The organism is Lacibacter sp. H375 (assembly GCF_037892425.1).
GTDB lineage: Bacteria > Bacteroidota > Bacteroidia > Chitinophagales > Chitinophagaceae > Lacibacter.
The window spans coordinates 1,640,444-1,663,014 of record NZ_JBBKTT010000001.1 but is presented as its reverse complement, the minus strand read 5'-3'; the positions used below and the strand labels follow the sequence as shown (position 1 = coordinate 1,663,014).

At 40.6% G+C, this 22,571-nt stretch carries 21 protein-coding genes and 8 tRNA genes; 7 read left to right on the top strand and 22 right to left on the bottom strand.

The genetic code is table 11. The features are described from left to right. Positions 1-102: 102 nt before the first annotated feature. Genes WG954_RS07340 through WG954_RS07330 form a run of 3 tightly spaced genes read right to left on the bottom strand, consistent with a single transcriptional unit; the run spans position 103 to position 2,773 of the window. Positions 103-837: a sugar phosphate nucleotidyltransferase gene (locus tag WG954_RS07340; RefSeq protein WP_340435041.1), complete on the bottom strand. Its 735-nt coding sequence runs from the start codon at positions 835-837 to the stop codon at positions 103-105. A gap of 14 nt (positions 838-851) precedes the next feature. Then, positions 852-1,301: a hypothetical protein gene (locus WG954_RS07335; protein ID WP_340435039.1), complete on the bottom strand. Its 450-nt coding sequence runs from the start codon at positions 1,299-1,301 to the stop codon at positions 852-854. A 17-nt stretch (positions 1,302-1,318) separates the two neighbouring features. Further along, positions 1,319-2,773 (bottom strand): RapZ C-terminal domain-containing protein, encoded by a 1,455-nt coding sequence (locus WG954_RS07330; protein ID WP_340435037.1) that lies wholly within the window; start codon positions 2,771-2,773, stop codon positions 1,319-1,321. 161 nt (positions 2,774-2,934) lie between these two features. Here WG954_RS07330 and WG954_RS07325 point away from each other — a divergent pair, with 161 nt between their 5' ends. The 3 genes from WG954_RS07325 (at position 2,935) to WG954_RS07315 (ending at position 7,692) form a co-directional block, all read left to right on the top strand. Further along, on the top strand, positions 2,935-5,724 hold the full coding sequence (locus WG954_RS07325) for a TonB-dependent receptor (protein ID WP_340435035.1): 2,790 nt from the start codon (positions 2,935-2,937) through the stop codon (positions 5,722-5,724). 83 nt (positions 5,725-5,807) lie between these two features. Beyond that, positions 5,808-6,896: a metallophosphoesterase gene (locus WG954_RS07320; protein WP_340435033.1), complete on the top strand. Its 1,089-nt coding sequence runs from the start codon at positions 5,808-5,810 to the stop codon at positions 6,894-6,896. 25 nt (positions 6,897-6,921) lie between these two features. After that, positions 6,922-7,692 carry a DUF2490 domain-containing protein gene (locus tag WG954_RS07315; protein WP_340435031.1) on the top strand — a complete coding sequence of 257 codons (771 nt, stop codon included), beginning with the start codon at positions 6,922-6,924 and terminating at the stop codon, positions 7,690-7,692. A 61-nt stretch (positions 7,693-7,753) separates the two neighbouring features. On the opposite strand, the gene WG954_RS07310 is transcribed toward WG954_RS07315, so the two are convergent. Further along, positions 7,754-9,694 (bottom strand): M1 family metallopeptidase, encoded by a 1,941-nt coding sequence (locus tag WG954_RS07310; RefSeq protein ID WP_340435029.1) that lies wholly within the window; start codon positions 9,692-9,694, stop codon positions 7,754-7,756. Positions 9,695-9,919: 225 nt separating this feature from the next. Between WG954_RS07310 and WG954_RS07305 the strand changes: the two genes are divergently transcribed. The 3 genes from WG954_RS07305 to WG954_RS07295 are packed head-to-tail and all read left to right on the top strand — an operon-like array spanning position 9,920 to position 11,894. Next, the gene (locus tag WG954_RS07305) at positions 9,920-10,765 is read left to right on the top strand and encodes an alpha/beta fold hydrolase (protein ID WP_340435027.1); all 846 of its coding nucleotides are present in this window, start codon (positions 9,920-9,922) and stop codon (positions 10,763-10,765) included. A 3-nt stretch (positions 10,766-10,768) separates the two neighbouring features. Next, positions 10,769-11,296, top strand: a complete 528-nt coding sequence (locus WG954_RS07300) for an RNA polymerase sigma factor (protein ID WP_340435025.1) — start codon at positions 10,769-10,771, stop codon at positions 11,294-11,296. Beyond that, positions 11,283-11,894: a hypothetical protein gene (locus WG954_RS07295; RefSeq protein ID WP_340435023.1), complete on the top strand. Its 612-nt coding sequence runs from the start codon at positions 11,283-11,285 to the stop codon at positions 11,892-11,894. Before WG954_RS07300 ends, WG954_RS07295 begins: the two co-directional genes overlap by 14 nt. A 108-nt stretch (positions 11,895-12,002) precedes the next feature. Here the strand turns inward: WG954_RS07295 and WG954_RS07290 are convergent, their stop codons facing one another. The 18 genes from WG954_RS07290 to WG954_RS07205 all read right to left on the bottom strand — a co-directional run bounded on the left by WG954_RS07290 (position 12,003) and on the right by WG954_RS07205 (position 21,880). After that, positions 12,003-13,448: an RtcB family protein gene (locus WG954_RS07290; RefSeq protein WP_340435020.1), complete on the bottom strand. Its 1,446-nt coding sequence runs from the start codon at positions 13,446-13,448 to the stop codon at positions 12,003-12,005. Positions 13,449-13,453: 5 nt separating this feature from the next. Continuing rightward, a complete protein-coding gene (locus WG954_RS07285; protein ID WP_340435018.1) occupies positions 13,454-14,011 on the bottom strand; it encodes a DinB family protein in 558 nt (185 codons plus the stop codon). 203 nt (positions 14,012-14,214) lie between these two features. After that, on the bottom strand, positions 14,215-15,312 hold the full coding sequence (locus WG954_RS07280) for a slipin family protein (RefSeq protein ID WP_340435015.1): 1,098 nt from the start codon (positions 15,310-15,312) through the stop codon (positions 14,215-14,217). Between the two features lie 765 nt (positions 15,313-16,077). Then, positions 16,078-17,154, bottom strand: a complete 1,077-nt coding sequence (locus tag WG954_RS07275) for an AAA family ATPase (RefSeq protein WP_340435013.1) — start codon at positions 17,152-17,154, stop codon at positions 16,078-16,080. A gap of 44 nt (positions 17,155-17,198) precedes the next feature. Continuing rightward, positions 17,199-17,681 carry a ribonuclease H-like YkuK family protein gene (locus WG954_RS07270; protein WP_340435011.1) on the bottom strand — a complete coding sequence of 161 codons (483 nt, stop codon included), beginning with the start codon at positions 17,679-17,681 and terminating at the stop codon, positions 17,199-17,201. A 209-nt stretch (positions 17,682-17,890) separates the two neighbouring features. Beyond that, positions 17,891-17,977: transfer RNA gene (locus WG954_RS07265), tRNA-Ser, on the bottom strand. Between the two features lie 7 nt (positions 17,978-17,984). After that, positions 17,985-18,056, bottom strand: a tRNA-Asn gene (locus WG954_RS07260). 4 nt (positions 18,057-18,060) lie between these two features. Next, positions 18,061-18,133: transfer RNA gene (locus WG954_RS07255), tRNA-Arg, on the bottom strand. 7 nt (positions 18,134-18,140) lie between these two features. Continuing rightward, positions 18,141-18,215, bottom strand: a tRNA-Lys gene (locus WG954_RS07250). Between the two features lie 197 nt (positions 18,216-18,412). After that, positions 18,413-18,485, bottom strand: a tRNA-His gene (locus WG954_RS07245). 13 nt (positions 18,486-18,498) lie between these two features. Then, positions 18,499-18,570 (bottom strand) — tRNA-Gln (locus WG954_RS07240). 6 nt (positions 18,571-18,576) lie between these two features. Beyond that, positions 18,577-18,648 (bottom strand) — tRNA-Asp (locus WG954_RS07235). 7 nt (positions 18,649-18,655) lie between these two features. Next, positions 18,656-18,727 (bottom strand) — tRNA-Pro (locus WG954_RS07230). An 83-nt stretch (positions 18,728-18,810) separates the two neighbouring features. Next, a complete protein-coding gene (locus WG954_RS07225) occupies positions 18,811-18,948 on the bottom strand; it encodes a hypothetical protein (protein WP_340435009.1) in 138 nt (45 codons plus the stop codon). A 79-nt stretch (positions 18,949-19,027) separates the two neighbouring features. Then, a complete protein-coding gene (locus WG954_RS07220; RefSeq protein ID WP_340435008.1) occupies positions 19,028-19,183 on the bottom strand; it encodes a hypothetical protein in 156 nt (51 codons plus the stop codon). A 357-nt stretch (positions 19,184-19,540) separates the two neighbouring features. Then, entirely contained in the window at positions 19,541-19,951 is a 411-nt protein-coding gene (locus tag WG954_RS07215) for a Dabb family protein (RefSeq protein ID WP_340435006.1), read from the bottom strand. Between the two features lie 35 nt (positions 19,952-19,986). Then, positions 19,987-21,096, bottom strand: coding sequence for a PA0069 family radical SAM protein (locus WG954_RS07210; RefSeq protein ID WP_340435004.1), 1,110 nt, complete (start codon positions 21,094-21,096; stop codon positions 19,987-19,989). Positions 21,097-21,256: 160 nt separating this feature from the next. After that, entirely contained in the window at positions 21,257-21,880 is a 624-nt protein-coding gene (locus WG954_RS07205) for a 2'-5' RNA ligase family protein (RefSeq protein ID WP_340435002.1), read from the bottom strand. 215 nt (positions 21,881-22,095) lie between these two features. On the opposite strand from WG954_RS07205, the gene WG954_RS07200 reads away from it, so the two are divergent. Continuing rightward, positions 22,096-22,539 (top strand): LexA family protein, encoded by a 444-nt coding sequence (locus WG954_RS07200; protein ID WP_340435001.1) that lies wholly within the window; start codon positions 22,096-22,098, stop codon positions 22,537-22,539. Positions 22,540-22,571 lie beyond the last annotated feature (32 nt).

The window sequence follows — 22,571 nt, the reverse complement described above, 5'->3', positions numbered from 1 at the left end:
AAGGCGATTGCCGAAAACCTGGCTGTATATTGGTTTTCGGGGTCCTTTTTGGTTACTTTTTGGACAAGCAAAAAGTAACAAGAAATAAACTCTGCAAATAAGCTATTTGAAATTTGCTTCCGCCACTACCACACTCTCCAACCTCCCCACATCCACCAGCTTGTCACCACTATGATCATAACCAAGAATCGTATGCTCCGCTGCTAGATCAAGATAGGGTTCTGTCAAAGAGAACTTACCTCTTTGTTTCACCAATGCAAAAAAACGTTGCTCAAACACAACCACACAACTGTATGCTTTCTCAATCAGCTTCTTTTTTTCTTCTTCAGAATAATTCAGCACCGGACCTCTCTCTTCTCCGGTTGTTACATTACGCCATCCGCATAATTTATCTGCATCATCAAACAAAAAATTACGGGCAGTTTTGCGGTTAGTAACAGCAAAAGAAACTAATGGTTTATGTTGTTGATGAAATGCAAGGAGATCAGTAAGATTCAAATTTGTGAGTATATCTACATTGATGGTTACAAAAGGCTCTTCGCCTTCTAACAAATGTTTCGCCTTCAATAACCCGCCACCTGTTTCCAACACTTCGTCACGTTCATCACTGATGATCACATGACTTCCCCAGCCTTTATTTTTTTCTACTGCTTCAATGATCTGATCAGCGAAGTGATGCACATTCACCACTACATCCGTAATGCCATATTGTTGCAGGTATTCAATATTGCGTTGCAACAAGCTCTTTCCGTTTACTATTGCCAATGCTTTTGGATGATGATCTGTCCAAGGTTTAAATCGTGAACCTAAGCCTGCTGCAAAAATCATTGCCTTCATACTCTTTGTGCATTTTATTTAAGTACAGAAGTGACTTTTCTTCTGGAGATTTCTTTCAGCTCACTTTTCAAATCAAAGCTCCAGATAACTAAGAATTTACCCTTGGCAAAATACTCTTCTGGTTTTTTTGTCGTGGCTTTACCTTCTTGTCCCCACAATAGTCCGTCGAGAAAAGCAGCACCTTCAAAATCGCTTTCAAATTCAAAATAAAAAATTGTTCCCTTATCGCCCTTCTTATTAAACGACTGTATATCCTTCTTTTTCAGTTTTCCAACAAACGACTCATATAATTCCACTTGCTCGTAAAATGATACAGCATGTGGAGTTTTATATTCACGCTTTGAGCTTTCCAGGTAGCCTTCCGGAATTTCAGTTTGAGATAATTTAAGGCTGTCAAACTGCTGAGCAACCAAAGAGTTAGCAGCAGAAAATAAAAAGAGAGATAATAAAAAGGTCTTTATCATAGTATTCCGATTAATCATCAATACGTTTTATTGATCCAGTTCTTTGCATCCTGCACCACATGTTTCAATTCGATCTTCACTCCGTATTTATTTTTTAAATGACGGGCCAGTGCATCAGCAGCATAAACACTACGATGCTGTCCGCCAGTACATCCAAAACTGATCTGCAGGTTGGCGAAATTGCGTTGCATATAATCTTCCACAGCAATATCAATGATATTATAAACGCTGTTTAAGAACTGCGGCATTTTGGTTTGTTGTTCCAGGAAATCTTTCACGCCTTTATCCCTTCCTGTTTGTGTTTTAAATTCTTCGATTCGTCCGGGGTTTAAAATGCCTCTGCAATCAAATACAAATCCACCGCCATTATCTGTTTCATCCACAGGAATACCGGTTGATTTATAAGAGAAGCTGTTGATTCGCACAACAAGTGGCGTTTCTTCCGTTGCTTTCGGTGGCTCAAAACGATGTATAACATCATCTTCCACCATCAACCCAAGTATGCGTTCAAATTCGGGTAACTTAATCCCAACATTACGATTACTTAAAAACCATTTGAGATTTTTTAATGCCAAGGGTATGCTCGTTAAGAAATGCGCCTTGCGTTCAAATAATCCACGGAAACCATAAGCGCCCAGAACCTGCAATAAACGGATCAATACATAACCATTATACTGACTTACAAACCTTGTGCGGTCAATTTCTTTTTGCAACACATTCTCCAGGCAATCCATATAATATTCCAGCAGACTGTTCTTCCATTCATCAGGTAACTCTGCTTTTGCCTGCCAAAGCAAGGAAGCCACATCATACTGCACAGCTCCTTTCATACCACCCTGGTAATCGATGAAATGCACTTTCCCTTCTTTCACCATTACATTTCTGCTTTGAAAATCACGGAACATAAAATATTTATGATCCACACGTGTAAGATAAATACTCAGATCTTCAAAATCTTCAATAAGTTTTTCTTTATCGTAAGGAATTTTTAACGTGTCAAAAAAGTAATACCTGAAATAAAGAAGATCTGAAACAATGGCCTGCCGTCCGAACTCTCTTGAGGTAATACACCAATCATAGTTAAAATCTTTATGCCCCTTGATCTGCATGTGTGCAAGTTGCTGCAGACTTTGTTTAAACAAATTATAGACATGCTCATTATAACCATGTTGTTCCAGTTGGTTCAACAACGACACGTCGCCGAAATCTTCCTGCAGGTAAATAGTTTCATCTTCATTTACTGCATAAATAGAAGGCACGGGGCATCCTCTCTGTTGAAAATGTTTACTGAACTGAAGGAAGGTTTGACTCTCCTTTATGTTTTTACTCGTTGTTGCAATACACACAACAGATCCTGTAACACGATAGTAAACACGATCACTTCCGCTCTGCGGCACTTTATCGATGCTTTCGGGCGGAGCCCCAAACGTTGCAGTATATAAAGCAGCAACCTGTTCCATTGTTTCTTGCATATAAATTGATTGCGGTAAAAGTAAATGAAAATGAAAAGACAGCAATCGTCTCAATTAAAATACACATTGCTTTAATTGCTGTTTTCTACATTTCGCAGAATAAGTTTTCGGCCTTGCTGTATATTTTTTAATTTCAACTTACACAATCAAACTAACTACAGATGGTCAACCTGAAACATTTCTTAACAGCAGCCCTCTTCTTGCTGTTCGTCCCCGTATTTGCACAAAAACAAACAGTTCGTGGTAAAGTAACCGATAAAAGCGGCAACCCGCTTGAAGATGTATCGGTACTCATCAAATCGACAAGAACAGGAACTGCCACCGATAAAGATGGCAATTTCAGTATTGAAGCAGCAGCAACCGATGTACTGGTGTTCAGTATCGTTGGTTATAAAACACTTGAAGAACGTGTTGGAACAAACACTTCTATGAACATCAGTCTTGAATCAGGTTCAACTGATCTTGGCGAAGTGGTACTGGTAGGTACCCGTCGTTTAGGAAGAGTAAAAACGGAAACACCCGTTCCTGTTGATGTGGTGAACATCGGGCAGGCTGCATTGCCAACAGCAAGAATGGATGTAACATCTATCCTGAATTATGCAGCTCCCTCTTTCAACTATAATAAACAAAGCGGTAGCGATGGTGCCGATCATATTGATCTTGCAACATTACGTGGACTGGGTCCAGATCAAACACTGGTGCTCATCAATGGCAAACGTCGTCATCAAACAGCATTCATTGCTGTGTTTGGTACCAGAGGTCGTGGTAATTCAGGAACCGACCTTAGTGCAATTCCTGTTGGCGCCATTGATCGTGTGGAAGTGTTGCGTGATGGTGCTTCTGCACAATATGGTTCTGATGCCATTGCAGGTGTAATCAATATTGTATTGAAAGAAACAGTTAATAAGTTCAATGCAAATATTGGCTATAGCGGCTACTACGATAAAAAATATAACCCGCATTTTAAGAAAGAACAAAATCTTTATGTTCATGATGGTGCCGTTGATGGAAATACGTTTTCTGTAAATGCGAATTATGGATTTAAAGTTGGGGAACGTGGCTTCATCAATCTTACCGGTAACTTCTTAAGCCAGGGAAAGACCTATCGCCAGGCTTTGGAGACCGATCAGAATAGTCCTGATTTCATGTACACCAACATTTACCGTCGTGGACATGGCGACGGTTCGCTTACTGCAGGTGGTGCATTTCTGAATGCAGAAATTCCGATTGCAGGCAAAACAAGTTTTTATGCGTTTGGTGGATATAACGGAAAGAAATCAGATGCTTATGCATTTACACGTAACTGGAGTGCAAGACCGGAACGTTTCCCCACTGATAATAACTGGAAACTGATCTTTGTTCCATCAGTGATGAAAGTAACAGCCGATGACACAACTTTCAGTCCACACATTCAAACCAACGTAAACGATTTCTCAATGGCAGCCGGTGTAAGGGGAATTTCAAATGGTGGATTGAACTGGGATATCAGCAATACAATAGGCCGTAACAATTTTCATTTCTATGGCGATAAAACATTCAATGCTTCATTGGGTTCTAATCAAACACATTTTGATGATGGTGGTTTTAACTTCTTACAAAATACGGTGAATGCTAATTTCAGTAAAGAGCTGAATGCAAAAACAAATCTTGCCTTTGGTGCTGAGTATCGTTATGAGCGTTACAGTTTATATGCAGGTGAAGAGGCATCATACAAAAATTTCAGCCCCAATAAATTTTTTACCGACTCTAATGGTGATGATATTTATGTAGCAGGTGGTGCACAAGGTTTCCCGGGCTACCAAGCTGCAGATGAAGTAACAGCTAACCGCTCTGTAATTGGGGCATATGGTGATATGGAATTTGATATCACCAGGAACTTTTTAGTAACCATTGCGGCACGTTTCGAAAACTACAGCGACTTTGGTTTTACGCATAACTATAAAGTAGCAACACGTTTAAAACTGGCTCCTACGTTTAATTTGCGTGGATCATTCAGCACGGGTTTCCGTGCGCCTTCTTTGCAACAGATCAATTTCAGTTCAACATTCACAACCGTACAAGGTGGTAATATTGCAGAAGTAAAAATTGCACCCAACTATAGTGAACTGGCAAAGCTCGCCGGCATCCCTGATCTTACACAGGAAAAAAGTACCAATGTAAGTTTAGGTTTTACCTGGAAGCCAGTGAGTGATTTCAGTATTACCATTGATGGTTACATGGTAAAAGTAAAAGACCGTGTGGTACTAAGCGGGCAGTTTGATGCATTTGATTCGAATCTTGATCCGGCATTGGCTGCACGTTTACAGTCATTGAATGTTAGCTATGCACAGTTCTTTGCTAATGCTGTAAATACAACCAACAAAGGAATAGATGTGGTAATGGACTATAACAAACGCTGGGGCTCACAAAGTTTCCGTGCTTTGTTTACGGGTAATTTCCAGGAAATGACCATCGACAAAATAAATGTTCCTGCTAAACTGAGTGGCTCTGATTTTCTGAAATCAACATTCTTAAATGACCGTGAACAAAAATTCATTCTTGCATCAGCACCAAAAACAAAATTTGGTTTCAATTTTGAATATGGTTGCAAAAGTTTAACTGTTGGAACAAGATTAACTTACTTCGGAAAAATCGATTTGCTTGGATATGGTGAAGATGGCTTAGGCATTAAGCCGCAAGTACCAACTGATGCAAATTCTTCCATCTATGTAGATGATCGCTATATCTACAATGGAAAACTGGTGACCGATCTTTATCTTGGTTATAAGATCAACAGTAAGATTTCATTGTTTGGCGGTATTGATAATTTATTGAATGTGCATCCTGATCTTGGTGTTGCACCTGGTGCAAAAGGTTGGGCTTTCAATAATGAAACCGGCGGCCCATGGGATGCAGTGCAAATGGGTGGCAACGGTTTGCGTTTCTTCTTGCGTCTCGGTTTGCAACTCTGATAAATTATTTAAAGTAAGAAAAAGCTGGTGCGGTATTGCATCAGCTTTTTTTATTGGTATACCTCGAATCGTTAATTTTAATCATGCGTCGTTTCATACAATCTGTTTTAACGAAACCTGTTGCAAGGCTTGCTGATCGCTTTTCGAGCAAGCCCAATCTTAAACGGGTGCATGAAGCATTAACAAAACTGTATGCACATACACTTGAACATCCGGGGAAGAAAGGTTTGTTATTACCTATGAATGCAGATACAGACCGGTTCATCATTTTCAGCGATCAACACAAAGGCGCAAAAAATGGCAGCGATGATTTTATGATGGCTGAGCCCAACTATCTTGCTGCCTTAGATAATTATTATCTGGCAGGTTTTCATTTTATTTCATTGGGCGACAGCGAAGAGCTTTGGGAGAATACAGTTTGGCCTGTGAAAGCAAAGAACAAACTCACAACATCTGCGGAGAAAAAATTTCTTAGTGAAAAACGTTTTACAAAAGTATACGGCAACCATGATGTATTCTGGAACAATGATCCGTTTGCGCCGCTGCACCTGTTGAGTATGTATAAAGAACCCGTTAAGATCTATGAAGGAGTTGTGTTGCAAACAACCATCAGCAATACAAAACTTGATTTCCTTCTCACACACGGTCACCAAGGCGATGGGCAAAGTGATGGCAATGCATTCAGTGCATGGTTTGTTTCAAGAATATGGGGACCACTGCAGAGTTATCTCAACTTAAACCCTAACACACCTGCCACAAACAACGCATTAAAAAGTGTACACAACCGCTTTATGTATGATTGGAGCAAACAGGAAAAAAATCCCGTTCTTATAACAGGGCACACACATCAACCTGTATTTGCATCACTCACACATCTTGAACGTTTGTACAAACAACTTATTCATGCAAGAGAAAAAGCTGATGAACCTACAACGGAGAAACTCAATAAAGAGATCCGCTTCCGCCAGGAAGAATACGATTATGTAAACAAGAATTATATTAAAATGAAACCTTTTTATTTTAATACAGGATGTTGTTGTTACAGTGATGGCGATATTACAGGTATTGAAATAGCTGATGGCATGATCCGCCTTATCAAATGGAAAAAGAAAGAGAACAGTTCTATTCGTGAAGTGTTGGAAGAAATGAAACTGAGCGATCTGCTCATTTAATCATTTGCCTTTACCTTTGCGGGCCATGAAACAATTGATCCATCTTTTTGCAGCAGTATTGCTTTTGTTTATAGCAATAACCGGCACAGCACAAAACACAAGATTAAGAGACAACAACAGTATTGGCTGGTATTCCGCCACCGGCACTTTTGCTTTCAACAAAAAATGGAGTGGGCATTTGGAGTATCAATGGCGGCGAGAGAATTATATTACGAATTGGCAACAAAGTTTATTACGCACTGGTGTTAACTTTCACGCAAACAGCAACACCACTTTACGAATGGGTTATGCATGGGCTGAAACATACGCTTATGGTGATTACTCTATCAACGCATTTGGCAAAACTTTTACAGAGCATCGTATCTATGAAGTGGCAACACTTACACAACGAACCGGCACCTTGGATCTTAGTCATCGTATTATGCTGGAGCAACGTTGGCTACCACGATACAATTCCGCAACGTCCATAAAGCCAGATGACTGGTTGTTTATGAACCGGGCCCGTTACATGTTGCGTTTGCAACAATCATTAAAAGGAAAAACATTGGAAGATAAGGAACCGTATGTTGCAGCGTACGATGAAATACTTGTTGGCTTTGGTAAAAATGTAAATGAAAACATCTTCGATCAGAATCGCTTCGGCTTACTGTTGGGCTACCGTTTCTCACCAAAGTTCAGACTGGAAGCAGGATACATTAGTCAGATCTTACAATTAGGAAGAGAAATCAGCGGAAGAAATGTATTTCAACACAACAATGGTTTTATCCTCAACAGTTTTTTCAATATCAACCTTTAATGACTGTCGTTTATAAAAAGAATCCCCGATCAATGACCGGGGATTCTTTTTATAGAGTAGTTTATTTCTGCCATTTATTATTCGCAGGATTCATATCGGGTAATCGCATTTCAGGATCAACGATCACTTCTTTCACTGCAGCTTTTGTTGCAACGGGGAAAGTCCATGTATCACCACGCTGCCAAACTTCAACCGGCAGTTTAATGAGTTGTTCAACTCCATTTACGTCAACCACTTTTACTGTTACAGGCATGGGCATTTTTTCAAGTAGTTGCAATTTAATAGTAACACCGCTGATGCCGCCTTCATTCAAAGGCTTTACTTCATTCACTGCCACATCAAACTTCCATGTGTTTAATACCCAGCTGCGCCAGAACCAATTGAGATCTTCTCCGGCAACATTCTCAATGGTATGAAAGAAATCCCAAGGCGTTGGATGTTTAAATGCCCAACGACGAACATACTCTTTCAATGCTCTGTCGAAACGTTCTGCACCCAATACTTCATTCCGTAATACATACAACATCATTCCCGGTTTAAAATAAGCAGCTACACCAAGGTTTTGTTGTTGCAGTACATCTGCTCCATTGAGCATGCCATCCATTTTCTCACCAAACATATAATTCGCCATGCCACTAACGCTTGGTACTTCTTTGTATTCACCATTGTTGAATGCCTCACCTGAAAGGATGTTGATGAATGTATTGAAGCCCTCATCCATCCACGCAAATTTGCGTTCATTGCTACCAACGATCATCGGAAACCAGGTATGCCCAAATTCATGATCTGTTACACCAAACAAGCCTGCATCTGTTGAAGCTGCACTGCAGAAAACGATACCGGGATATTCCATTCCACCCACAATGCCTGCAACGTTTGTTGCAACCGGGTAAGGAAATTCATATAAATATTTACTGTAAAACTCAATGCTTGCTTTTGTGTATTCAGTTGAACGACGCCAATCGTTACCATCTTTTTTTGATGCGCTTTCTTTCGGATACACACTCACTGCCATTGCTGTTTTTCCACTCGGCAAATTCATGCGTGCTGCATCCATGATGAAGGCAGTACTTGCGGCCCATGCCACATCTCTTGTGTTTTCGCATTTGAATTTCCAGGTTGTAAATGCATTACCAGGACGTGATGAAGCTTTGTTTACTTCATCAGCCGAACGGATCACCACTGTTTTATCACTCTTCATTGCATCGCCCCAACGTTTTATCTGCTCTGCTGTAAAACATTCTTCCGCATTCATCAAACCACCACTACCAACTACAATCATGTTCGATGGCGCTGTAATGCTGTATTCAATCGTTCCATATTCCAAATAAAACTCTCCTGCACCGAGATAAGGATTTACATTCCATCCATTGATATCATCATATACACATGCACGTGGAAACCACTGTGCCACTTCATACACCCAACCATCTTTTTGTTTTAACCTTCCCATACGATCAGTTCCATATTCAGGAACTGTAAACTTATATTCAATCACAACTTTTGCTGATGAACCTGCATTCTTTAACAGCTCGGGCAACCACACCTGCATGCGTGTATCTGTTACCTGGTATTTTGCATCAATCAGTTTTCCATTCTGTTCAATTTTTACGGATTGAATCATGTGACCATCAGTAAACTCACCGTTGGCCCAACGTCCGCCCAAGGTTGTAGTAGTTGCAGAACCACGTGAATCTTTACGATAAATATTCTGATCGAGTTGTAACCAGAGAAAACTTAACGCATCGGGGCTATTGTTTACATATTGCAACGCAACGGTTCCACCTACTGTATGTTTATCAGGATCGATGGTTGCCTGTATATTATAATTGGCCTGGTTCTGCCAATACTTTGGCCCGGGCTGACCGCTGGCACTCCTGTATTCATTACCAAAATTTGGATAGAAGAACGGATGAAATGCTTCACGATGGTCGTACTTACTCTGTGCAAGCAATACTGTGGCAAAACAAACACTGACTGCCAGGGAAAAAAATCTCTTCATAGTTGTGATTAATAGTAGCGCTAAAGAAACGAAGCTTTGCCTATATGGGAAAGAATATTTTGTTAAAAGGTAAGCCCAGTAAGACTTTATGCATTTCAAACGCCGTGGTTGGCAGATCGATCACCCTCCCCAAAAAAATATTTTCCTTTTTCTGTAATAATCCTTCCGGCCTTGCATCAAATAACTGTAAACCACAAAAAACAAGCATATATAAATTATAAGATCATGAAAAAAATCATCAACCTCCTGATCATCTGCCTTATCATCTTTCAAGCAAATGCACAAACCAATGCGTTTAAAGTGGAAGTAAGTGGCAAAGGTCAGCCCATCATCCTTATTCCCGGCTACAGCTGCAGCGGCGAAGTTTGGCAAGAAACCGTTACACATTTGAAAGACCGTTACGAATGTCATGTGATCACCATTGCGGGCTATGCAGGTGTGCCTAAGCTGGATACACCTATTCTTAAAACGGTTCGCAACGAACTCATCAACTACGTAAAGACAAAAAAACTGAACAAGCCGATGTTGATCGGTCATAGCCTTGGTGCTTTTATGAGTTTGTGGGTGAGCAGCGTTGAACCCGATCTGTTTGGGAAAATTATTTGTGTTGATGGGTTACCGTTTGTATCGGCTGTTTCAGATACCACTGCTAATGCAGATGTGTTGAAAAAGAATCCACAGTTTAATCCGGAAGCTGTAGCAAAGAATTTTGAAATGCTCCCCAGTGAAAATTATGTAAAGAATATGACGGGTGCGATGTTGTACCAGGTGAAGGATACAGCACGTGCTATACAAATTGCCACCTGGAGTTCGCAGTGCGATCGTCGCACATTGGGTTATACCATCGTTGAAATATCAACTACTGATCTGCGTGAAGAAATTGCAAAGATCAAACAACCGGTATTGGTACTCGGTAGTATTTATGGTACAGAAGCAAACAGTCATGTAATGTTGAATCACCAGTTTAGAAAAGTGCCGAACAAAACAATTGAAGTAGCTAACAGCAAACATTTTATTATGTACGATGTGCCTGAATGGTTTTATGCAAAAGTGGATGCCTTCTTACAATAAATTTTGCAAAACCAAATTCAACATTATCTTACCGCTGCAATGAGACAGGAAGAACAGTTTACAGAGTTATACAACCAGTATGCTTCAGGCATCCGCAAGCTGTGTCTTGGTTATACCGGCGATGCCATGCTGGCTGAAGACCTGTTGCAGGAGAGCTTTGTGAAAGTGTGGAAGAATATGGAAAAGTTCAGAGGCGATGCAGCATGGAGTACCTGGATCTATCGTATTGCCGCCAACACCTGTTTAACACACCTCCGAAAAAAGAACGAACAGTTTGTAGATGCTGATGAAGAACGCTTGGCGATGATACCGGATGATGAACGCAACAAAGAACAGGAAGTGCAGTTGTTGTACAAATGCATCAGCAAACTGGCAGAAACAGACAGACTGATCATTACACTGGTACTCGAAGACAAACCTTATGAAGAAATTGCCGAGATCACCGGCATTACAGAAAATAACCTGCGTGTAAAAATTCACCGTATTAAAAAACAGCTCAGCGAAATTTACAACAGTTATGAAAGACTTTGATGCAATAAAAGATTTGTGGCAGCAGTCGAAACCGGCTGAACAAAAAGCAGTGGACATGCAGGCCATCACCCGTCAATCAAAAGATACCAGGACGAAATTATTCCGCCAGTTGCTGTTTGGAGGTATCACCTTATTCCTTACCGTTGTGTTTATCACCTGGATGATGTATTTCAGTACAATGAAACTCACCTGGTTCGTAACACATATTGCCATATGGATCATCAACACAACCGTGCTGTTACAATCTGCCCTTACACTTTTCACCGCCTACAAAGTAAGTTTGGTAGATGATACCTTACCGCCTTCACAACACCTGCAGCAATGGGAAGAATATTATGCATTCCGTAAAAAACAAATTCAATGGAATAAACCACTGTACTTTTTCTTTTTGAATTTAGGAATGGGTTTGTATTTTCTTGAAGTGGTGCATGGCCGACCGATCGGTTATATTATTCTGGTGATCGTTGTGTATTGCGGATGGATGCTGTATGCGTATTTCATTCTCGGCAAACGCATTTTGGAAAAAGAAGAAAAGCGATTGAAAGGAATTATGGATGAGTTGAAGTTGATTGAAGAGCAATTAAAGGCAGCGGAGTAGAATAGGTATGCGACATAAAAAGCTCCTGCCACATTACTGTAGCAGGAGTTTATGAACTATTTGACATTTGCTATTTGCCTATTGACCATTGCCAATTGTGCATCGCCCTCACTCACCTTCCACCTCTCTCGTCTTCTGCCAAGGCTTAATACTCGGCCCGTCCATCTTTACGATCTTCGGTGTAAACTTTCCAACAACATCAACCAACGATTGCTGACTCTGCATCACCAGTTCAATATCCTTGTAAGCAAACGGTGCTTCATCTAATCCGCCGCCCATTAGTTTCACACCATGCTTTTTCAATTCATCTTTCAATGCATTGTGCGTAATACTTTGCATCGCTCTTGAACGACTCATTAAACGTCCGGCTCCATGTGAAGCAGAATTCACCGATGCCATTTCTCCTTTACCTTTTACAATAAAGCCAGCGGCTGTCATGCTACCCGGAATAATGCCCAGTACATTTTTACCGGCAGGTGTTGCACCTTTCCTGTGAACGATCACATCTCTTCCTTCCCACTTTTCTTTCCACGCAAAGTTGTGATGATTCTCCACCATCTTCAAGGGTCTTCGCCCAAGTTGCTTAGCGATCTTTTGATGAATCACATGATGACAGGCGCTTGCATAATCACCGGCTAAGTTCATGGCTAACCAATATTCTATTCCTTCTTCTTCATCAAGATTTAACCAGGCAAGATTTTTTGCATCCTGTGGTAACCGTCTTTTGCTGATAGCGATCTTGGTATAATAGTTCGCAATATTTGCACCCAATGCTCTTGAACCAGAGTGACTCAACAGTCCAACATACTTACCTGCTTCCACACCCAGCACTTCATCTTTCTCGGTAATTTCCACCACACCAAATTCAACAAAGTGATTTCCGCTTCCGCTGCTTCCTAATTGTTTCCATGCACGTCCGTGCAGATTTTTCAGCAACGGCAATTCAAAGAACAATTCGTTATCCATCACTTCATGATCTTCGCTTTGCTTGAATTGTGCACCGCTTCCGAATAAGGTTGCTTCGCCAATTTCTCTTGCAAAGAATGCTTCACGTTGCACCAACTCTTTCGGATCGATATCAAAAATGCTCAAACACATTCTGCAACCAATATCCACACCAACACCATAAGGTATCACAGCATTCTCAGTTGCCAACACGCCACCGATCGGCAAGCCATACCCATGATGTGCATCGGGCATTAATGCTCCTGCAACTGCCACAGGTAATTTTGCAGCGGTGTACATCTGGTGCATGGCGCTTTGTTCAATATGCTCACTTCCGAAAACATTAAATTGAATTCCGTTTTGGTTCAACGACAACTCTCCCTCACTTTCTTTTTCTTCCGGCATCAATTGTTTTGCGATCAATGCCAGCACGGCATCATCTAAATAATTTGCAGGTGATGCCAACACTGCTTTCAACAGTTCCATAACTTCCTCCTTTGTGTGATGCTTGTAATTTTTTTGCATCACATTCATGGCGACGCTGATCACCGGTCCTTCCGGGTAGCCAATCGCTCTTAATTCTTTTCCTGATATTTTTAACTTGCTCATTGTTTTTACTTTTTAAATTCCTCACGCACTTTTTCCATTTGGGTTAAGTGCCTGTTTATGTGCTGCACCAAAAAATAGATATAGTGATACACATCAATCTTTCCGAGATCATTAACACTCATCATTGTTTTGTAAAGCACTCCTTCTCCCTTAGGCATTTGATCAAGAAATGACAGACATTCCAGCATTTGTTCTTTCAAAGTTGACTTGATTTCGTTTAATGACAATGTCCCTTTTGGTTCCATATGCTCAGGCCTGTTCCATTTAAAAGAATTGTGTTCGCCAATCATTTTCAATTTATCCCAATCCAAATCATAGTTAAGAAGCAAATCATCATAGTTTTTATCTTTTGCTATTTCAACAGCTTTTGCTGTTCCTTTTCTGATAAGAATTAGTAAGAAATGATCGGTGATAGAAACATGTTCCAATACTTCTCTGATTGTCCATCCACCTTTAGCAGGTCGATAATCTAATAGTTCATCATTCGCTTCAAAACACAAAAACAAATCAGCAAATGCTTTTGATAGATCTTCCCTAATCCTAGTAATTACATTTTGTATCATAATTTGATTAAAGCTAAATAGGTTTATTCAATAGAATTTCCAACTGTACAAGTGTGCGACGCAACCAAAGTTCAATAGCAGCAGTGGCGGCGACAACAAAATTGTCTGAACTGTGATTTATGGGATTGTTGGATGAATGGGAAGAGATGTACATAAACCATCTCATAAATCCCACTCATCCTCTAAATCCTGATTCAGACATTTTATTTCTGCGGTACGAAAATCTGCTTCAATTGCTCGATCAACACACCGTTACCACTTACACTGATGTTGCTGATCTTGTCTGCGATCTTTTCCACGTATTCCATTTCCTTCAGTTTCCACAGCATCGCATTTTCTTCCATCAGCTTGGCAGTGTTCAGCAAGCTACGGGTGCTGGCAGTTTCTTCACGACGCATGATGCTGTTGGCCTGCGCTTTCTTTTCGGCGATCAACACCTGGTTCATGATCTCTTTTACATCGCCCGGCAAAATGATATCACGGATGCCGAAGCCCATCACTTCAATACCCAACGCTTCCGCTTTCTCTTTTACCTGTGCCAGCACAAAAGGAGCTACCGCTTCTTTTTTCTCCAGCAATTCATCGAAACCATAACCGGCAATGTACTCACGCAAGGCCAGTTGAAAAGCCACATACAATTGTTGATCGTAGGCTTTGTTTTGCAACAATGCTTTTTCAATATCGGCCATCTGGTATTGTGCCCATGCATTCAAACGCAAAGCCGCTTTGTCTTTGGTAAGAATTTCCTGGCCGTTGATCTCCAGTTGCTGCTTACGCATATCTACTTTACCTACATGCACTGCAATGTTATTCTTCCACCAATAGTACACACCGCTGTTCAGAGTTTCTACATATTTACCATCTACAAACAGTACCGCTTTTTCATAGCTCTCAACAGAGTAGCTACGCACATAGCTTGCCAGCAAACGATTTTGCAATACCACACGATCAATTTCCTTTTCAATTTCGATGCTGCCAATATCGGCACGAACGAAAGTATAATTGATCACTCCTTTCCAGTAAGTATAACGGCCTGCAGTTAACACCTGTTTGAACAAACCATTTTCGTACATCAACACAATTTCATTGTCTTTTACTTCTACTACATGCAGCGCAGCTGCCAGGGCAGCATCCTGTAACAGAATATTCAATTCAATTGGTGCCACAAATGGTTTGGTCACATCGTACACATATACTTCTTTGTTCCACAACCAATACTTACCTTCTTTCAGCATGTATTCATACACGCCATCTTTAAATACCAACGCCACTTGATAGGCATTTACTTTTACACGTTTCATTGTTTATTGTTTTGTTAGCGAACTCTTACACTCACTACTTTTAAAAAATAATAAAGCCGGTTGGTTGATCATCCTGTTGTTACGGAGATGAATGTTCAATTGCGTTAGTTCAAGCGGTTCATCAAACGCCTGTTGATGATTGGTATCATCAATTCTGAGTGATGGAGCGAATGCTTTTGCACAACTTCTTTTTCACCTGCGGGTAATTACAAGCAGCCCCTCCAAACCTCCCCGAAGGGGAGGCTTTGTAACACTCCGACTAAAAAGAAGTTTCCAATTATCGGAGTGTTTATAAGTCCCCTCTTTGGGAGGGGATTTAGGGGAGGCTCTCAATCACCCGGCTTTATTTGTCTGGTCAGCATTTGAGAAGCGCTGTACTTCGTCTGCTACATTAACCGTGTAGTGTTCTACCATTGAACTATTCACCCTTGAGATGAAACAGGATTCGAACCTGTACTTGGGAGCTGACACTCTAGCCACTTGAGTTACCCCGTTTTTACGGGAGAAGGATTCGAACCTTCGTCCTTCAGCGTATTGGCAGGCATAGCACAACTGCAACAACAGCATACAAAAGGTTACTACCGTTGCACTATCGTGCTTCTTTGAAACACAGATCCGGTTTGCTGTCAATCTGCATATACCTGTCTTGCCGTTAAGCAAGCTCTTTATTGTCTGAACTGTGATTTTTGGGACGTATAGGATTTATAAGATCATTTACTTATTTCCCATTCATCCCATCAATCATACTCATCCCCGTTCAGACATTTAATTCATTAATTCCACCTGTCTGCGAAAACCAATCACTTCAACTTTTTCAACTGGCTGTGTTTTTTCATGCGGGTTGGCAATCTCTGCGATCGTCATTGGTTGATCGATCTGCTTATCGAAACCAAAATGATTTGATAAACGATTGGCTTTCTCCACACCCAATTTTCCAAACTCATACTTTGCGATCAATCTTCCTTTACGCATCAACGCACTATCAACCATCGTAAGCGAACTGTTGAAAGTGCAGATCAACTGCACATTCAGAAAATCAGCCAGTAACCCATCTGAAATATTCAACAGGTTCGATACAGATGAACTGTTGCTGTGTCTCCGATCCATGATAATATTTTCTGCATCTTCAATAACCAACACGGTATTGGGGTTATTTATCAGCAACTGAACAAAATCCGGGTTCATTATTTCGCTTGCTACCCCGGGAGAAATAAACAGTACCCTTTTCTTGATCTTCCCGATCAGGTAACGCAGATAAGTTGTCTTTCCAGTACCTGGCAAACCATGCAGCAACACAATGCCTTTGTCCTTAGCATTTCTAAGCCGCTTACAAATAACATCATTCACTTCTTTAAAATCATCTTCATAAAAAAGGTCCAGATCCAGCTTGGTTCGTTTTACCTCGATCTGACTAAACTCAAATCCGTTTCGTCCACGACTTATAAGATTAATTTCTAAAGGCTTTCTGCGTTGCTTCTCTTTAAAGACTTTCATTAACAGGGTGCATTCGTTTATAAAATCATCTTGCGACCCGTTATGATAAATCTCGCAATAGTTATTATCAAACTCCATGATGCATCCATTCTTCATGATCATAAATGTGTCGTTAAACCCGTAACGCTTCAATTTAGCATCGTAATGTCTGTACGTGTGTGTCGATAAGATCAAATGCCCAAACTTATCCTTAACTGCATTGAAGGCTTTTTCACCATCTATACCACCAATATAGTTTGCACTTGGTATGCTTTTAAACTGGTATAGATAGAGTGATTTGCCGCACAAAAAGCCATTGTCAAAAATGCCATTTGCATTTATCACTTTCTGTTCATTATTATTTTCCATTTTCTTTTGTTTATAATTTTTTATACTCTCCTACCACTCATCTCTTACTGCACCACTTTATTTGCGCAACTGGAACTGGCGAAGGCTTCCGGTTTTGCTTTGAAAGCGAAACCCATCCCCATGATATAACCCATTGCTTCTTTCAATGCATCATTGCTTTTAAAAGAAGGATTTGTGTTAATATCAGCATGTACTTCCATGTCCACATCATACAACGTAAACAACCTGCACAATCCATACGCCACATCAATACTCATGGCAACTTCAGTTAACATCCGCTGCTTAATGCTCATCTTCTGTTTTGTTGATTCATTGTGTATGTACATGAAACCTCCTTTCCCTTTCCGGATGAAAACAATCACGGTTCCAAATTCAGTTTCCTTTCCTTTCACCTGGCTATCGGTACCAATGCACACTTTCAATTCGTGTCCCATTTCTTTTTCACGTACCAATACAGCTCTTACTTCGTCCTCAATAGGCCGCCGAATTTTTTCTCCGTTTAATTTTCTCCATTGCCGCTGTTCCATTGTTTTACATTTTTAATTTTTCATTCTTCAATTCTCATTTTAAGTGGTGCCCCGTGGAATTCCCGCCTGACCGGACGGGCAGGGAACCACGATGTCCGGGATTTCACTCCGGTGCATACATCCATTCTGCCAAAGCACCATTTGTTTGTTACAGTTACTGACTGATATCTTATTTCCTCATCATCGAACTAAACTGTTCCAAACAATTGCGGAGAGTAAAGGAATCGAACCTTTGTATCGAATGAACGACAGCCCAAGCTTAGCAGGCTGGCACATTACCACTCTGTCAACTCTCCGATTATGCGGATGAAGAAAGATTCGAACTTTCAACCAACGGTCTAACAAACCGCCGCTCTGCCGTTGAGCTATTCATCCATTGTTGGTTTAACAGGATTCGAACCTGTATCTCTTCATTCGTAGTGAAGCATTCTTATCCATTGAACTATAAACCATTTTCTGTTGGCCCGGTGAGATTCGAACTCACAACCTCCCGGTTAAAAGCCGGGAACATCTATCCAGTTGAGCTACGAGCCAATTTGTTGTCTGAACCATGATTTGGGTGGATTAAATGATTAAGAAGAAACCAATCCTACTAATCTGTTCAATCTCCCCAAATCATGGTTCAGACTTTTTTTGTACGGCTTCCGGATTTGAACCGAATACAATCATCTGCTACTTACCTCTCAGAAAGCGAGGGAGACAATCATGTTACCATTACACCAAACCGTATTGGTTGACTCCGGGACTCGAACCCTGTTCTTCACATTCACAGTGTGATGCTTTACCAGATAAGCGAAAGCCAACATTTTAGTTTACGTCACCGGACTCAGAGTCGAACTGAGAACATCACAGTCAAAGTGTGATATGTTAACCATTACACTACCCGGCAATAAAGCGGTTCGTACGGGAATCGAACCCGTTGCAACAGATCGATAATCTGTGATGTTAGCCGTTACACCAACGAACCAATTTTGTATAGCAGACAGGACTCGAACCTGTAGCCTCTCCGTTCCAGGCGGAGTATCCAGCCATTGGAATGCTGCTATATACTTCATGCAAGAATAGTTTTGGAAAAGCGCCCCGTTGCATCTCACGGGGTACGCTTATTTCCCTCCTCTGCACTATAATATTATCTCAACTGATGTGCTGCAGGGTGTAATACATTCTCCTGCACGCTCACTTCGTTGTTGCTATTTTCTTCATCATTTTTGTTGCTGATCATTTGTAAAACCAAACGAACGATCAACACAATTAAAATCAGTTGCATTTCATCCTCCTTTTTTCATCGAACAAAAAAGCCCGGTCGTTTTTTACGACCGGGCTTTGCTCTTCCTCTACATAAGTATTTATGTATGGATACAATCCGGTCGCTTATGAATAAAATCAATCACATAACTATTGGGCATACCATTCCTGTTTGGTTGCAGTAACCAACTATGCATTGATGATTTCATTGCATGTGTTAAACTCAATCGTATGTCTTCTCGTTTTGCTCTGATCATTTATTCATTGTTTTTAAATAGTGTTTTTCATTTCATAGCAACGGCCTTACAAAAAAAAAGTTGTAACAATTTGTTTCAATTCTCCTTCTGCAAAGCGTTAGAGGTTAAAACAAAAAACCCCGCAATCTCTTGCGGGGCCTGTGTTATAGCGAATTCGTTTCTTCAACTTTATTCAACAGCAGCATGTGCCCCGCAAACAGTACAGTCTCCTTTTGGACTAAACTGATTCACTTGTTCGATATGTGATTGTATGCGTAGCATTTTTTTTGTTTCTAATTTTTGTGAGTGCAAAGATGAATTTATTTTTTTGATGTTGCCAACTTTTTTAAAAGAAATTTTAAAATATTTTTTTGAACATCAAACATCAACAGAATCATACACGATCACTTTGCTCCATACATGTGAACATTCTTCTACAAATTTCAAATGGATGGGATCGGTTTGATAGCTGGCCTGATCGGCACCGTTAGCAAACTGAACAAACCATGAAACGGCATAGCCACGCTCAATTACTTCACGGTTGGTGTCGGCCGGTTTGCCGATGTGAAAGTTCTGAATCGTTTTTACTTTCGACAGTTTGGTTAAACCTTCCACGAGTTTATCCCTGTCGGCTTTACTGTCTGCATTCTTTAACCAGAAATACACATGGTGAATGAAGATGTTCTTTAATTCTTTGTCCATTGGTTTTTGTTTGAACGAAGATAAGCCGGCAATGGCAGCCGTGGCTGCAGAAAGTTTAGCGATGAATGATTTGCGGGTTTGTTGCATAACGATTGTTTGATGCCTCAAGTTAATACACAATTCTAAAACAAACTCGTCTGCATCCCTGGTCTTCTGAATTTTGTCCTGTCCAAACTCCATTCTTCTGCATTCATGCCATACAGCTTGCCATACTTTTTATACTGCTGTGCCACAAGTTGTGCAATAGCTCCTTCGCCACGCATGCGCACACCAAAGCGTGTGTCATTTACTTTCCCGTCATGACTGTGTTCAATGTGGTGCCATACTTTATCGGCACGGTCGGGGAAGTTTTTATAGAGCCAGTCGTGAAATAAAAATTTGATGGCACCATTCAAACGAATGAATGTGTAAGCGGTGAACGTTGCACCGTTATCTCTGGCTGCCTTCATGATGCGTTGCATTTCGTGTTCGTTCAATCCGGGTATCATTGGCCCCATCATAATACCCATGCGTACACCTGCACTACTGAGTTCGTTGATCACTTTCAGTTTTGCTTTGGCGGTAACAGTACGTGGTTCCATTACTCTTCTCAGATCTTCGTTGAAGGATGTGATAGAAACCATGGCCGATACAATATTCTTCTTTCCCATTTCCTGCAACACATCTTTGTCTTTCAGTATCCATGCATTTTTTGTGAGGATGCCAACAGGTTGGTTAAATTCGTTGCATACTTCCAGCAATCCTCTGGTTAAACGATAGGTTTGTTCCGCCGGTTGATAACAATCGGTATTACCACTGAGCATGATGGGTGTGGCATCCCACTTGGGGTGCATTAAAAATTTACGCAGCAACTCCGGTGCATTTTTTTTAATGAGGATCTTTTGTTCAAAATCCATTCCTGCACTGTAACCCCAGTACTCATGCACATTACGTGCATAACAGTAAATGCAACCGTGTTCGCAACCTGCATATGGATTCATACTGTAGCTCATACCTACATCGGGGCTTTCAACTTTGTTGACAATTGTTTTTGGATGCACTTCAATGTATTGTGTTTTGAGATTGGTTTCTTCCCAATCGTCAATGCCTTCGATGTGTTCTTTGGTTACTTCATTTTTTAAAAAGCGGTTTTTGGTGTTGAACTGTGCGCCACGGCCCGCATGGTACGGTTGGGTTTCATCGGCATCTTTTGGTTTTACTTTATAATGATCCTGTTGTAATTTCTCTGACATGATATTTTTGTTTTGAACCACGGAGACACAAAGACACGGAGATTCTGAAAGCACAATGCTCTGTGTGCACTGCGCCTCTGTGGTTAATAAAAAGATGAATAGCATTGTTACAGCACAAGAGTGCGACGCAACAAAAGTTTAATAGTAGCACAATTGATGACTACCCAAATAACTCTCCCTGCTTAGTTGTAATCGCAAGATTTTGAAATTCGAAACGCCGTACAATTTGATAACTCAAATCACCCAACGGACGTTTCAATAACAACATTCCATCGGCAATGAAGCGACCGGTGAAATGTTTGTGCGAATATTCAAGCCAACCTTTTTCATATTGCCAGGGTTGCAGCTTTCGTGCAATAGCAATCGTTGGTTCCAACATAAAATGTGGCTTGTTTTCATCGTTAGGTTTCATGAGTCGTTGCGCTTCGGTACGAATTGTTTTTACCAATGATTGTATGGGCAACTTACTCACTACGTTGATGTAAATGGTATGGCTTGGAAAACTTCCATAATCACGCAGCTCTACTTTCACAGGATGAAAGCCCATGGCAATCATGTTAAGACGATTCACCAATCGTTCTTCCATTAATCCGTATTGCAGAAAATTGGCGAGGGTAATGTGTGGCTTACCTCCAATAGCAGACGATGCTTTGTACACATCATAAAACTCCTGTTTCACTTTCTTGATCCTGTTCCTTAATTCTTCATGCGGGTTTAATACAAGCAGGTACTCGTAAATACGGTAGCCGGGAATGGTTGTTGTTGTGATTGATTGTAATTGCATGACCCACCATTTAGTTGTGATTAATAAAATGCTGCGCAACAGTTGCATCATTGAACTGTTGTGATGGGGTTTGCTGAAGTAGCTGTTTCAAAAAAATATTTCCTGAAACCGCATTACTAAATTACTAAAAGATTTAGCTTTACCAAACTTTCTTACGAACCCAGACATATTTTTTTATCACCACTCTTTGCACTGCGGGAGTTAAATTTTTTTTTATGGATGGGGAAGATTTTTTTGGCGCCGCTTACAAAGGCAGCAAACAGTTTACGCAACAGCAGGTAAAAACAGCCAATGCCACCGGCTTTGGTGCAGCCGCCGATGATTATGCTGAACGTGGTATTGATTTAAATGAGCAGCTCATTAAAAACAAACCGGCTACGTTCTTTTTTAAAATGAAAGGTGATGCCATGCAGCAGGCCGGCATTTTTGATGGCGATATTTTAATTGTTGACCGGTCTTTGAAGTTAGTAAATGGAAAAATTATTGTTGCGGTGCTGAATGGTGAATTGCTGGTGCGACGATTTCATAAAAATTTTTCATCAGCGTTTTTAATACCGGAGAATACAAGATATAAACCCGTGAACCTTGCGGAGTTTAGTGATTTTAAGATTTGGGGAGTGGTGATTCATAGTATTCATTCGTTTGAAAAATTGATATAAACCTGAGAGGGTCGTTGAACAACGCACTAAAA